Consider the following 13,395-nt stretch of genomic DNA (forward strand, 5'->3'; position numbering starts at 1 on the left):
TCGTGAACAACTTCGTTGTTCCGGGGACGACTCCGCCGGTTGATCCTCCGGAGGTGTGTGATCCGGTGACGCAGCTGTGCACGACGCATCCGGTGAAGGTTCCGGGGTTCACGGTCGCGAAGGCTGCCGATCCTGCGTCGGGTACCAATGTTGCTGCTGGTCAGACGATCACGTATACGGTGACGGGTGCGAACACGGGTAACACGACTCTTGATCCGGTGGTGTTGACCGATGATCTGTCGAAGGTTCTCGACAACGCGGTGTTGGTGGACGGTTCGCTGAAAGCAACGGTCGACGGTGTCGACGGTGCTGCTCCGACCCTGTCGGGTACGACGCTCACCTGGACCGGTGGATTGGAAGCCGGTAAGTCGGTTGTTCTGACCTATCAGGTGAAGATCAATGCCGGTGTTGCCGGCGGGGTTCTGATCAACAACAAGGTCACCGGTACTGCGAAGCCGCCGACGGGTCCGGAGATCACTCCTCCGCCGGTGACGACGGAGCATCCGGTTCTGTCTCCGAAGATTGCTGTGGTGAAGTCTTCTGATCCGGTGTCGGGTTCGAATGTTGTTGCCGGTCAGGACATCAAGTACACGCTTTCGTTCTCGAATACCGGTAACGGTGCGGGTGAGGTCGCGCACTTCGATGATCTGCGTGGTCTGCTCGATGATGCTGATCTGGTTGCGGGCAGCTTGAGTGCTGATGCTCCGTTGACTGCTGCGATGGTCGGCACGGATGGTTTCTCGGTGACGGGATCCCTTGCGGCCGGTGAGAGCAAGACGGTGACGTACACCGTCACGGTCAAGGCTGATGCCGATCGCGTTGCGGCGAATGCCGACAACACGGTGCTCAACTTCGTTGTTCCGGGGACGACTCCGCCGGTTGATCCTCCGGAGGTGTGTGATCCGGTGACGCAGCTGTGCACGACGCATCCGGTGAAGGTTCCGGGGTTCACGGTTGCGAAGGCTGCTGATCCGGTGTCGGGTACCAATGTTGCTGCGGGTCAGACGATCACGTACACGGTGACGGGTGCGAACACGGGTAACACGACTCTTGATCCGGTGGTGTTGACCGATGATCTGTCGAAGGTTCTCGACAACGCGGTGTTGGTGGACGGTTCGCTGAAAGCAACGGTCGACGGTGTCGACGGGACTGCTCCGACCCTGTCGGGTACGACGCTCACCTGGACCGGTGGATTGGAAGCCGGTAAGTCGGTTGTTCTGACCTACCAGGTGAAGATCAATGCCGGTGTTGCCGGCGGGGTTCTGATCAACAACAAGGTCACCGGTACTGCGAAGCCGCCGACGGGTCCGGAGATCACTCCTCCGCCGGTGACGACCGAACACCCGGTGAAGGTTCCGGGGTTCACGGTCGCGAAGGCTGCGGATCCGGCGTCGGGTACCAATGTTGCTGCGGGTCAGACGATCACGTATACGGTGACCGGTTCCAACACGGGTAACACGACTCTTGATCCGGTGGTGTTGACCGATGATCTGTCGAAGGTTCTCGACAACGCGACGTTGGTGGACGGTTCGCTGAAGGCGACTGTTGACGGTGTCGACGGTGCTGCTCCGACCCTGTCGGGGACGACGCTCTCGTGGACTGGTGTGCTCGAGGCCGGTAAGTCGGTTGTCCTGACCTATCAGGTGAAGATCAACGATGGTGTTGCCGGCGGGGTTCTGATCAACAACAAGGTCACCGGTACTGCGAAGCCGCCGACCGGTCCGGAGATCACTCCTCCGCCGGTGACGACCGAGCATCCGGTGGATGGCACACCCGCGATCGAGGTACTGAAGTCCTCTGTTCCGTCCACCACGAACCGTGTGGTTGGCGGCCAGGAGATCACGTACACGCTCACGTTCAAGAATGTGGGTACCGCGGATGGTGAGATCAGCTTCTACGACGATCTCACCGATGTTCTCGACGATGCAGTAATGACGAAGGATCCGGCTACCACTTCCACGCTGGTTGTTTCGGGTGTCGTCGACAACGTCTTCACGGTCACCGGAAAGCTGGCCAAGGGCGAGACCGCGACAGTGACGTACACCGTCAAGGTCAATCCTGAGATCGGAACGTTGTCAGGTCCCGGATTCACTCCGGGTGTCCTGAACAACTACCTGGTGGTTGGTGGCGAGAACCCGCCAGTGGACTGTGTCCCGGGCGACGCTCTCTGCACCGAACACCCGATAGACCCGCCGGAGACCACCACTACGGTGCCGACGACCACCACGACGCCGCCGGTCACGACGGAGCCCTGTGTGCCTCCGACAACGACCACGCGGATGGTTCCGACCACAACAGCTGCGACGACGACGGCTAGCGCGATCACTGCCGGTGACGCTGATGTGACCGGTACGGAGGAATCCACCACCGCGGAGGAGACCACCACAGAGGAGACCACGACAGAAGAAGTTGTCGCGGAAGAGATTGTGGATCCGTGTGGCGTGACGACAACGACGCCGCCGACGACAACGCCGCCGGTCACGACAGTTCCGCCGACCACGACGGTTCCGAACACGACGGTGCCGGTTACACCGACGATCATCATTCCCCCGATCGTCGTTGTGCCTCCGATCGTCGTACCGCCGACGGTTCCGGGTCAGCCGGTTCCGAGCACGGTTCCGGGACAGCCGAAGCCGCCGACAGCAAACCCGGGTCAGCCGGGTCAGCCGAAGCCGTCTGCTCCTCAGGGCGGGACGATCAACTCGGGTGGTGGCGCTGGTGAGAGTGGCGTGAACACCGGGTTGCTCGCAGCAGGTGGATTGGTTCTGCTGCTGGCGCTGGGAACGGGTGTTGTTCTCCTGACGCGTAAGCGTCGCGAGGACGGTGACAACTGATTCTCTTGAGAATCTGAGGTAAACGACGTGGGGCAGATCGCAGAGTATGCGATCTGCCCCACGTCGTTTTCATGTGTGTTACGAGCCGAGCCGAGATCCGTCCTTCTTCCAGGCTGCAACTACCGACGGGCGAGGCTGGGCGGAACCACCGTCGGGCCAATGGGATGCGGGGCTTTCGATGCTGGCGTCGTCGGTCTCGCCGGGGTGCTGGACGCAGACGATGACGCGCTTCTCGTCCACGATGGGGCCGCAGGTTTCGGCGCCGACGGGAACGGTGAGGAACTGCTTTGTCTCACCGCGGTTTTCGCCTTCGAGGACAACGCTGAACAGCCCGTCGTTGGACTTGAGTGCGTTGCCGTCGGTGGAGATCCACAGATTGCCGTGCGGGTCGAAGGCAAGGTTGTCCGGGCATGAGATGGGGCTGACCTTGCTCTTGTCGAACCCGCCGAAGTAAGTATCGGCTGTGGCCGGATCTCCGCAGACGAGAAGAAGATTCCAGCCGAAGGTGGTGCCGGCGTGGTCGTCGGTGATTTCGAGGACCTGGCCGTTCTTGTTGTTGTTCCTCGGGTTCGCCTCGTCGGCCGCGGCGCCACCGTCGACTCCGCGCTTGGTGTTGTTGGTCAGTGCGACGTAAACCTTGCCGCTCTTCGGGTTTGCCTCGAAGTCCTCGGGGCGATCCATCTTCGTTGCCCCGACCTTGTCACCGGCCTGGCGGGTGAAGACGGCGACCTCTTCGGCGCTCATACCGTCTACCAGCGATTCGCCCTTGCCGTCTTCGCCGGTGCGCAGGATGGCTACCCACTCGCCAGTTCCGTCGAACGTGCCGTCCGACGGAAGTTTGCCGCTGCCGTCGATCTCGCCGGCGGAGTTTCCGCTGAGCTTTGCGACGTACAGTGTTCCGGCGTCGAGCAGAGTCATGTTGTGGCGCATGGCTGCTTGACTCTTGCCGTCCTGCATCTTTCGGCTGGAGACGAACTTGTACATGTAGTCGAAGCGCTCGTCGTCGCCGCTGTAGGCGACGACGGTGCCGTCCGACGTGATGTAAATGGTGGCGGCTTCGTGCTTGAAACGTCCGAGCGCTGTGTGCTTGATCGGAGTCGACGACGGATCCCAGGGATCGATCTCGACGACGTATCCGAATCGGTTGACCTCGTTGGGTTCTGCGACCAGATCGAACCGCTTGTCGAATCGTTCCCACTTGCGCTCGGAAGCGGCGCCGGCAAGACCGTAGCGCTTCAGTCGCGCTGCGACCGTGGGATCGGTGACACCCTCGGCGTTCGCGAAGTACTGGTTGAAGTTCTCTTCGCCGGAAAGCACTGTGCCCCAGGGGGTGACGCCGCCGGCGCAATTGTTGAGGGTGCCGAGCACTTTGGTTCCCGTGGGATCGGCACTCGTCTTGAGGAAGTCGCTGCCTGCAGCGGGGCCGGTCACGACAAATTCCGTGGTTCCGGTGATGCGGCGGTTGTTCGATCCGATCTCCGGTACGAGCTTGCCGTTGTCGGATTCGCCCTTGACCTGGACGACCGACAGTCCGTGGCTGGCGAGGCCGATCTTGAACTGCTCCTCGGTCGGGTTCTCCGCATCGTAGCCGCGGAACATCGCCGGCTCGGTGGAGTATTCGTGATTGACCACGAGTAGGTAGGTGTTGGGCTGCCCGTCGACCGGGAGCAATCCGGCGAAGTCGTTGTTGAATCCGAACTGCAGTTCCTGCGCTGCCGCAGTCTGCTTGTCGAAGTCGAAAGCCGGGGCGCCGGCGAGAACGGCGTCACCCCAGCGAATCACGACGGCTTGATCGTATCCGTCAGGGACGGTGACCTTGTCTTCCTTGTTGGGCGCGACAGCGCTGAAGTTCGTCCCCGTTGGTGTCGATCCGCCGCTGCTGCCGCTCGTCGAACCGGTTCCCGGTTCCGCACTTGCGGATTCGTCCGAACACGCGACGAGGGCGCTGCCCGCTCCCACCGCGAGGACTGCCATGCCGCTGCCCCGGAGCAAGCCGCGACGACTCAGCGCTGTGCGTGCGATGTCGCGGAAGTACTCGCCGCCCGAGGTGTTGGGGACCTCGTGAGAGCACGCGTTTCCGCACTTGTACTGGCAGGTGATCGACGCGCGCGCAGACACGCCGTCGTGTTTGACGAACAAGGCCAAAGGCTTGATAGCCACCGTGAACTCCCGAGATTCGATGTACGGACTTCGGGAACCGTAGAAGCTCTAAGCAAGGGTAAAGGAACGTAAAAATGAACGGCAAAACAACGAGGTGACCCTTACCCGCGGTTTACGACGCGTCCCCGCGGGGACGTCGCATGACATTTGTCATCGCTGATCCGTGACGGTGTCACCGCAGGTGATGACGCTGTGCACTGTTTTCGGCTCTGACTTCCCGCGAAGCTTGGATGCATGAGAGAACCACATGAGGGAAGCCTCCTGACGGACCTGATGGACATCGGACCCGCACCCACGATGGGCCGCGAACTTGTTGTGATCGTCGTGAATATCGCGATCATCGGAGTGCTGTTCGTGATCATCGGCTCCAATCCCGTGTTCTGGATTCTTGTTGCCGCTCTCGCTGTCTATGCGGGTATCCGATTCGTGATCGGACTGCGCGGCTGGAACCGAGCGGAGGCGCAGCGATGAAGGGCGATCCCGTGATCGACGTAGTCGGAATGTCGCGGCGTTACGGCTCCGGTAAGGAGGCGTTCGATGCTGTTCGCAATCTGGATCTGAGTGTTCAGGAAGGCGAGCTGTTCGGCCTCCTCGGAACCAATGGTGCCGGCAAGACATCCACCCTCGAAGTGATTCAGGGTCTTTCACGAGCCAGTGCCGGAACGGTGCGCGTTCTGGGCATGGATCCGGTGCGCAACCGCAAGCAGATTCGCCCGTCGCTTGGCATCATGCTTCAGAAGGGTGGCTTGCCCCAAGACCTGACTGCTCGTGAGAGTTTGGCGATGTGGGCCGGAACCTGCTCGAATCCGCTGCCCGTGGACGAGGTGCTCAAGCGCGTGGACATGCGTGACCGTGGTGATACCCGCGTGAAGTTCCTCTCGGGAGGTGAGGCGCGGCGACTGGATCTGGCGTGCGCGATCATCGGCCGGCCACTCGTCCTGTTTCTCGACGAGCCGACTACTGGTTTGGATCCCGAAAGTCGACGTAACACTTGGCAATTGATCGCTGACTTGAAAGCGTCGGGCGTCACCATCATGTTGACGACGCATTACCTGGACGAAGCCGAGTCCCTGTGCGACCAGTTGGCGATCATGCACCGAGGATCGGTGGTGCGCAGCGGAACCGTGGCGGACGTCGTCGCGGATCATCCTGCCCAGATCAAACTGCACCGTCCCGGTCTTCCGCTCCCGGCCCTGGCCGGCGCGGAGGTACGCGTCGAAAACGATCTGGTGGTGATCACCACTCGCACAGTGCAGGAGACGCTGACGGAACTGCTGCTGTGGGCACAGCACAACAACATCCTGCTGACCGGCCTGGATGCCCGCGCGGCATCCCTGGAGACCGTATTCCTCTCCATTGCAGACCAATTCGATCATCACGCAACTCTCGAAGGAGCGTCAGCATGAACCGCATAGCAACCCTGTCTCGTTCGGAGTTCACGCTCCTGGGACGAAATCGACTGTTGCTCTTCAACGCAATCGTCCTCCCGTTGATCTTTCCCGTGGGGATGCTGTACCTGTCGCGCGATGGCGGGTTGTCCGACAAGTCGGTGTCGGCAGGCCTCGAGGTGTTTGCACTCTTCCTGCTCGTGTTCGTGGTCTTCTACAACCTCCTGTCGGTGTACGCGACGCGTCGTGACGAGTTGGTTCTCAAGCGACTACGGACAGGGGAATGCAGCGACGCCGAGATCCTCGCGGGCCCGGCAGTGCCGTCGTGGGTTCTCACCGGCCTGTTGACGGTGGTGATCGGAATCGCCGTGATGGTTCTGGGCGGTAGTGCTCCGGTCAATCCGGTCCTGGTGCTGGTCGCGGTGATCGGCGGCGCCGCGCTCTTCACGGCGCTGGCGTTGATCACTTCGGCTGTCACGCGAAATGCAGAGGCGGCGCAGATCACCTGCATGCCGATTCTGATTCTGGCGACGGCAGGTATGTCCTCGATCAGGAATGTCGTGCCGGACAACGTTGCTCGCATTCTCGATTTCACTCCGCTGGCCGCAGTAGTGGACCTTCTCAATCTCGGATGGCTGGGGCGGACCACTGGCGAACTGGCTGATCTGGGCGATGCGCCCGGTGCGGCAGCGGGATTTGTCGACACCTTCGGTTCGGCTGCGCAACCGCTGTTGGTCATGCTGGCGTGGATCGTCGGTTCGGTTCTGATCGCGAACGTCCACTTCCGCTGGGAACCGCGTTCGTAGAACTCTGAGAAGCGTTCGTAGAACTCTGAGAAGGTAGTGGGCATGATCGCGCAGAACTTCGGACGCTGGAATCCGAGACGGACGTGGCGAACCGCGTCGAACGTCGACAAGGTTCGCCTCTACACGCGGCAATCGTTCATCATGGTCGCAGTGGTTTTCGGTGGCTTCGGTGCGGTCACCGAGGTCGTTGCGGATCGGTACCTGTCGGGTGTCTTCCTCGGAATCAGTGCCGTTGCGTGCGTCATCGCCGTGTCTCGGATGCCTGATCTGGGCGGAGTCGTGGCCAAGCCCGTCCAGATTCCTCTTGCCGTGATGACGTTGTCGGCGTTCTGCTCGGCGGGAATTGCCTTGGGAAGCAATGGCGAGAACGGCCCGTACTTCTGGCTGGCGGCAATCCTTGTCGTGCCCCTTGCGGGGTTGACGTCGTTGCGCTGGCTGATCGTGGGCTCGGTGGCCGCCGGGGTTGTACTGGGACTGCTTGCGGGTCCGGAAAGCGGCGTGTCCGTCGGAATCGTCGCCGCCTTCATGGGGCTGACCGTCTACATGTCGGTGTGGCTGCTGCGGATGGTCACCGAATTGGACGAGGCACGCGGAGCCGCTGCCGCTCTGTCCGTCGCCGAGGAACGGTTGCGATTTTCACGCGATCTCCATGACGTCGTCGGGCGGGCACTGTCTGCAATTGCGGTGAAAAGTGAACTTGCAGCTACTCTTTCACGGCGCGGCGACGATCGTGCCGCCGCGCAGATGGACGAAGTACGCGAACTTGCGCAAGATTCACTCGACGAAGCGCGCGAGTTGGTTCGGGGATACCGGTCCATCGCCTTGGCGTCCGAGCTGGCCGGTGCGCAGTCTCTGCTCGAGGCCGCCGGAATCTCCACTGCGATACGTGGATCGGCAGATCAGCTGCCGGTGGAACTGGCCGAAGCTGCCGCCTGGGTCGTCCGTGAAGGCGTCACCAACATTCTCCGGCACTCCAGTGCCGAGAATTGCAGCATCGAAGTGTTCGCGGACGGCGTCGTGATCGCCAACGACGGCGCACGGATCGCAGAGCCGAACAACGGAACCGGCCTGAACGGATTGCGCGAGCGCGTCGGCGCCGTCGGAGGAATTGTCGAAACCGTGCAGGACGAAGATCGCTTCACCCTCACCGCCCACTTTCCGTCCCGAACGAAGGAGTCTCGGTGACCGAGCCGATCAAGGTACTGCTGGCCGACGACGAGAACCTGATCCGCTCGGCTCTGGCCATGATGTTGTCGCTCGAGGACGACATCGTTGTCGTCGCGGAAGCCGAATCCGGCGAGGATGCCGTGGTCGCTGCTGCAAAACATCAACCTGACGTAGCCGTGCTCGACCTTCAAATGGCAGGTATCGACGGCATCGAGACGGCGCAACAGATTGCGCAGACGGTCTCGGGGTGCGTCTCGATCATCGTGACGAGCCACGGGCGTCCCGGGTATCTGAAGAAGGCACTGTCAGCAGGCGTCCGAGGATTTCTGCCGAAGACGACGCCTGCGGCGACGCTCGCCGAGGTGGTCCGCAGCGTCCACGCGGGCGGGCGGTACGTCGATCCGTCGTTGGCTGCCGAGGCAATCGGCGCCGGCGACTCACCGCTTACTCCGCGCGAAGCGGACGTACTCGAGTACGCGGCCGACGGAGCATCCATCGAGCAGATCGCTTCCCGGGCACACCTGTCTGCGGGTACCACCCGAAACTATCTGTCGTCAGCTGTCACCAAACTCGGTGCAGCCAATCGGCACGAAGCCGCAGTGATCGCCCGCCGGCAGGGGTGGATTTAGGGCCTCCGGCCCCGTGCGCCTTTCTGGTTGCGGGCACTACCAAAAAGGCGCACAGGGCCGAAGGCCCCGCGATGTCGAGAATCCCCGACTTGCTTCGTCCCTGTAGTGAAGTGCGACCAGAATGGGTGGCACCGACACAGAGGAGATTCACGATGGCCAAGTACTTGCTGCTCAAGCACTACCGCGGCGCTCCGGCTGCAGTCAACGACGTGCCGATGGACCAGTGGACGCCGGACGAGATCACTGCCCACGTGAAGTACATGCAGGAGTTCGCGGATCGGCTCGAGAAGGCGGGCGAGTTCGTCGACGGTCAGGCTCTCGCTCCTGAGGGCACTTTTGTCCGGTACGACGGTGAGGGTCGCCCGCCGGTCACCGACGGTCCGTTCGCGGAAACCAAGGACCTCATTGCCGGCTGGATGGTGATCGACGTCGACAACTACGACCGTGCCGTCCAATTGGCCGGCGAGCTTTCGGCCGCGCCCGGCGCAGGCGGGAAGCCGATTCACGAATGGCTCGAACTGCGCCCGTTCCTGACCGAGCCGCCGACCATCACGGACTGAAACCTGTCATGGACGACGCCCTGCTTCGGAGTCTGACTCCGAGCGTGCTCGGCATCCTCGTCCGCCGCGGAGCAGATTTCGCGTCGGCCGAGGACGCCGTGCAGGACGCTCTGCTCGAGGCGGTCAGGGTCTGGCCGGACAACCCGCCGCGGGACCCGAAGGGCTGGCTGGTCACGGTGGCCTGGCGGCGGTTCCTCGACGGGATCCGGTCGGATGCGGCTCGCCGCAGGCGGGAGCTTCGGGCTGACGAGCAGCCAGGCGAGCAGCCAGGCGAGCGGCCGGTCAGCGGGTCGGTGCCGGGCGTGGACGACACACTCCAGCTCTACTTTTTGTGCGCGCACCCGTCGTTGACGCCGTCGTCCGCCGTCGCACTCACGCTGCGCGCTGTCGGCGGGCTGACCACCCGCCAGATTGCGCAGGCCTACCTGGTGCCCGAGGCGACTATGGCTCAGCGCATCAGCCGAGCCAAGCGCACGGTCTCCGGCGTCCGGTTCGAGCAACCCGGCGATGTCGCCACCGTCCTGCGTGTCCTCTATCTGGTCTTCAACGAGGGGTACTCCGGCGACGTCGACCTGGCTGCCGAGGCCATCCGGCTCACCCGGCAGTTGGCGGCCGCGATCGATCACCCCGAAGTCGCAGGGTTGCTCGCACTGATGCTGCTCCATCACGCTCGTCGAGCCGCGCGAACTGCCGCGGACGGCAGTCTGGTTCCGCTAGCCGAGCAGGATCGCAGCCGGTGGGACACCGATTCGATTGCCGAAGGAGTCGCAATCCTCCAGTCAGCTCTCGCCCGCGACCGGCTCGGTGAGTTCCAGGCCCAGGCCGCCATTGCTGCACTCCATGCCGACGCTCTCACAGCAGACGAGACCGACTGGGTGCAGATCGTGGAGTGGTACGACGAACTCGCAGCCTTGACCGACAGCCCGATCGTCCGGCTCAACCGAGCGGTGGCCGTCGGCGAGGCAGACGGACCACGCGCCGGATTGGCAGCTCTTGCAGCGCTGGACGATTCACTTCCACGCCATGCCGCAGTCGAGGCCTATCTGCGTGAACGCGACGGAGACCTGGAGACGGCGGCGAGGTTGTATGCCGATGCAGCGCACAAGGCATCCAACCTCGCCGAACGTGACCATCTGATGCTTCAGGCGTCGAGGATCAACGCCCGTCGATCTCTGAAGCGTCCTGGGTTAGAGAACCTGTGACAGGAACGCCTGCAGTCGATCTGTCTCGGGATCGTCGAAAAGCTGTTCCGGAGTACCGGTTTCGACAACGGCGCCGCGATCCATGAACAGCACCTTGTCGGAAACGGAACGCGCGAAACCCATTTCGTGCGTCACGACGACCATGGTCATGCCGGACTTCGCGAGATCGGCCATCAATGCCAGAACACCCTTGACCAGTTCGGGGTCGAGAGCTGATGTCGCCTCGTCGAAGAACATGACCTCGGGCTTCATCGCCAGGGCGCGGGCAATGGCGACGCGCTGCTGCTGACCACCCGAAAGGTTGCCGGGCCGCGAGTCGGCCTTCTCCCTGAGCCCCACCAGATCCAGCTGCTCGAGCGCGAGCGCCCGAGCTTGCTCCTTCGACAAACCCTTGAGCTTGTTCGGCCCGAGTGCGATGTTCTCGGCGACGGTCTTGTGTGGGAACAGGTTGAAGTGCTGGAACACCATGCCGATCCGCTGGCGTAGCTCGTCGGGGTTGTCCTTCAGGACGGACTTCCCGTCGAGCAGCACGTCACCCTGCTCGGGCTCGTGCAGACGGTTCAGCACGCGCAGGAGCGTCGACTTGCCCGAACCGGAGGGCCCGATGACGGTGACGGTGTTTCCGGCGTCGACGTGCAGGTTGACGCCGCGAAGCACCTTGTTGGTGCCGAAGGACAGATGCAGGTCCTTGCCGGTGAGCGATACGGACTTCAGTTCAGAGCTGGTGGTCATGTCTTCAGCCCCTTTCCACGACGATGGCCTGCTCGAGCGGATCCAACGTGCCTGAAGTGTCGGCGCGTCCGGTCCGGAGTCGGTTGTCGATGTAGTTGACGAGGTGCGTCAGCGGGATGGTCAGAGCAAGGTAGAACAAGCCTGCCGCAACGAGCGGGGACAGGCTGCCGGTCTGGGCGTTGAGATCACGTCCGACGGCAAAGAGTTCCCGCTGGGTGACGAGCAGACCGAGGAAGTAGATCAGCGACGAGTCCTTGATCAGCGAGATGAACTGGTTCATCAACGCCGGCAGAACGCGTCGTACACCCTGCGGGATGACGACCAGCGACATGGACTTTCGGTAGCTGAAACCGAGGGCACGTGAAGCCTCGAGCTGTCCGGACTCGACGCTCTGGATTCCGGATCTGAAGATCTCACCGATGTATGCCGACGCGAGCAGTGACAGCGCCGCGACACCGAGCCAGTACGGATTGCTACCGGTGATTCCCTTGACGATCGGTCCGACGCCGAGCCCGATGATCAAGATGATGACGACTGCGGGCAGGCCACGGAAGATGTCGGTGTAGACGCGGGCCGGCCAGCGCAGCCAACGGGTGCGCGAGATACCGGCGACAGCGAGCAGCATGCCGAGGATCGTGCCGATGATGCCGGACGCGAGCGCAAGGATCAGGGTGTTGGGAAGACCGGTCTTGAGGAGATCGGGGAATGCCTTCTTGTACAGATCCCAGTCGAAGAACGTGTCCTTGAGCTGTTCGAGCGTCGACTTCGGTTGGTACGACGCGGTATCGCCACCGTCGCCGTTTGCTGCGTTTTCTGCGGCAATGGCTGCGAAGTCGGGCAGTTCCGGAGTGGCCGCGGCCTTGGATCCGGGCTTCCAGCCTTCAGGGAGTTGGCGCGGTACCCAGTCGGCGTACAGCTGAGACCAGGTTCCGTCGTCGATGACTGCGTCGAGGCCGGAGTTGAGGGCGTCGATCAGGGGCTGGTTTTCCTTGTTCACCGCCCAGCCGACGAAGTTGTTGACCGAGAAGGTGTTCTGGATGATCGAGGTCGGATCACCGGGAGCGATTGCACCTTCGGCCTGCTGAGACGGAGCTACCCAGGCGTCGATCTGTCCGGACTTGAGGTTCGCGTACGCCGTGGCGTAGTCGGGAAACTTCACGGGATCGAGCTTGAGCGTGTTCACGACGTAGTCGTCCTGCACGGTTCCCTGCACGACGCCGATGCGCTTGGAGGCATCCAGGTCTCCGAAGCCGGTGATCGGGCTGCCGTTAGGCACGACGAGGGAGAAGTATCCGAAGTCGTAACCGTTGGTGAAGCCGACGGTGTTGCGACGGTCGTCCGTGGTGGTGATGGACGACGAGCCGACGTCGAAGCGTCGACCGGCAACCTGGGCGAGAAGCCCGGCGAACTCGGTGCCGACGAACTCGACCTTCAGGCCCAGCTTGTCCGCGACGGCCTTCAGCAGCTCGTTGTCGTATCCGGTGTACTGATTCTCGGAGTTGACGCAGATGCTCGGGGGCGCGTCACCGAGCGTGCCGACCGTGATGACCCCGGGTTTGATCAGATTCAGCTTCGAGGTGTCGATCTGATCGACCGGGGTGACGGTGGCCGTGGTGTAGCGGTCTTCGGCGCCCGCACCCGCTGCCGCGTCCAGATTGGTGGGCGCCGCGGTTGCAGCTCCCACTCCTGGAGGTGCACACAGGTCTGTGGGGGCTGCCGACGAATCCGAGCCACTCGAGCACGATGACAGAGTCAGCGCCAGGAGGGCAGTGAGGAGCAGTGCCACCACCAGGCGGATCTTCGCTGCGACGGAAGAAAACATGCGTGCAGCGTAATCCTAAGGGTAGCCATTTCTCCGTGTAGAACTGTTGACAGTTTTCGGACAAGGGGCCGTTGCGCTGCGGGCATGCCTTCAAA

The 13,395-nt window shown here is 62.5% G+C and carries 11 protein-coding genes; 8 read left to right on the forward strand and 3 right to left on the reverse strand.

What is annotated here, in order from left to right; genetic code table 11:
• Positions 1 to 2,834, forward strand: a 2,834-nt coding sequence (locus ABH939_RS29965; RefSeq protein ID WP_404650603.1) for an isopeptide-forming domain-containing fimbrial protein, incomplete at its 5' end; no start/stop codon positions are given.
• Positions 2,835 to 2,912: 78 nt separating this feature from the next.
• On the opposite strand, the gene ABH939_RS29970 is transcribed toward ABH939_RS29965, so the two are convergent.
• On the reverse strand, positions 2,913 to 4,994 hold the full coding sequence (locus ABH939_RS29970; RefSeq protein WP_404650604.1) for a PhoX family protein: 2,082 nt from the start codon (positions 4,992 to 4,994) through the stop codon (positions 2,913 to 2,915).
• Positions 4,995 to 5,228: 234 nt separating this feature from the next.
• On the opposite strand from ABH939_RS29970, the gene ABH939_RS29975 reads away from it, so the two are divergent.
• From ABH939_RS29975 to ABH939_RS30005, 7 genes are all read left to right on the forward strand, one after another.
• The gene (locus tag ABH939_RS29975) at positions 5,229 to 5,465 is read left to right on the forward strand and encodes a hypothetical protein (protein ID WP_225320212.1); all 237 of its coding nucleotides are present in this window, start codon (positions 5,229 to 5,231) and stop codon (positions 5,463 to 5,465) included.
• On the forward strand, positions 5,462 to 6,400 hold the full coding sequence (locus tag ABH939_RS29980) for an ABC transporter ATP-binding protein (protein ID WP_218696004.1): 939 nt from the start codon (positions 5,462 to 5,464) through the stop codon (positions 6,398 to 6,400). The genes ABH939_RS29975 and ABH939_RS29980 overlap by 4 nt, the downstream gene beginning before the upstream one ends.
• The gene (locus ABH939_RS29985) at positions 6,397 to 7,188 is read left to right on the forward strand and encodes an ABC transporter permease (protein ID WP_003946064.1); all 792 of its coding nucleotides are present in this window, start codon (positions 6,397 to 6,399) and stop codon (positions 7,186 to 7,188) included. The genes ABH939_RS29980 and ABH939_RS29985 overlap by 4 nt, the downstream gene beginning before the upstream one ends.
• A gap of 42 nt (positions 7,189 to 7,230) precedes the next feature.
• A complete protein-coding gene (locus ABH939_RS29990) occupies positions 7,231 to 8,373 on the forward strand; it encodes a sensor histidine kinase (RefSeq protein ID WP_054782137.1) in 1,143 nt (380 codons plus the stop codon).
• The gene (locus tag ABH939_RS29995; RefSeq protein WP_003946002.1) at positions 8,370 to 8,984 is read left to right on the forward strand and encodes a response regulator transcription factor; all 615 of its coding nucleotides are present in this window, start codon (positions 8,370 to 8,372) and stop codon (positions 8,982 to 8,984) included. Before ABH939_RS29990 ends, ABH939_RS29995 begins: the two co-directional genes overlap by 4 nt.
• Before the next feature lie 152 nt (positions 8,985 to 9,136).
• On the forward strand, positions 9,137 to 9,544 hold the full coding sequence (locus tag ABH939_RS30000) for a YciI family protein (RefSeq protein WP_338926780.1): 408 nt from the start codon (positions 9,137 to 9,139) through the stop codon (positions 9,542 to 9,544).
• A gap of 8 nt (positions 9,545 to 9,552) precedes the next feature.
• On the forward strand, positions 9,553 to 10,746 hold the full coding sequence (locus tag ABH939_RS30005; RefSeq protein WP_404650605.1) for an RNA polymerase sigma factor: 1,194 nt from the start codon (positions 9,553 to 9,555) through the stop codon (positions 10,744 to 10,746).
• Here ABH939_RS30005 and ABH939_RS30010 read toward each other — a convergent pair.
• On the reverse strand, positions 10,732 to 11,478 hold the full coding sequence (locus tag ABH939_RS30010; protein WP_003946070.1) for an amino acid ABC transporter ATP-binding protein: 747 nt from the start codon (positions 11,476 to 11,478) through the stop codon (positions 10,732 to 10,734). The genes ABH939_RS30005 and ABH939_RS30010 overlap by 15 nt on opposite strands.
• 4 nt (positions 11,479 to 11,482) lie before the next feature.
• On the reverse strand, positions 11,483 to 13,300 hold the full coding sequence (locus tag ABH939_RS30015; protein ID WP_003946057.1) for an ABC transporter substrate-binding protein/permease: 1,818 nt from the start codon (positions 13,298 to 13,300) through the stop codon (positions 11,483 to 11,485).
• Between the last annotated feature and the right edge of the window lie 95 nt (positions 13,301 to 13,395).

Origin of the sequence: Rhodococcus sp. 27YEA6, from assembly GCF_044908235.1 — a bacterium.
GTDB lineage: Bacteria > Actinomycetota > Actinomycetes > Mycobacteriales > Mycobacteriaceae > Rhodococcus_F > Rhodococcus_F qingshengii.

Coding starts and splice junctions, on each gene's coding strand:
- ABH939_RS29975 (WP_225320212.1), top strand. CDS start 5,229: ATGAGAGAACCACATGAGGGAAGCCTCCTGACGGACCTGATGGACATC.
- ABH939_RS29980 (WP_218696004.1), top strand. CDS start 5,462: ATGAAGGGCGATCCCGTGATCGACGTAGTCGGAATGTCGCGGCGTTAC.
- ABH939_RS29985 (WP_003946064.1), top strand. CDS start 6,397: ATGAACCGCATAGCAACCCTGTCTCGTTCGGAGTTCACGCTCCTGGGA.
- ABH939_RS29990 (WP_054782137.1), top strand. CDS start 7,231: ATGATCGCGCAGAACTTCGGACGCTGGAATCCGAGACGGACGTGGCGA.
- ABH939_RS30000 (WP_338926780.1), top strand. CDS start 9,137: ATGGCCAAGTACTTGCTGCTCAAGCACTACCGCGGCGCTCCGGCTGCA.
- ABH939_RS30005 (WP_404650605.1), top strand. CDS start 9,553: ATGGACGACGCCCTGCTTCGGAGTCTGACTCCGAGCGTGCTCGGCATC.
- ABH939_RS30010 (WP_003946070.1), bottom strand. CDS start 11,478: ATGACCACCAGCTCTGAACTGAAGTCCGTATCGCTCACCGGCAAGGAC.
- ABH939_RS30015 (WP_003946057.1), bottom strand. CDS start 13,300: ATGTTTTCTTCCGTCGCAGCGAAGATCCGCCTGGTGGTGGCACTGCTC.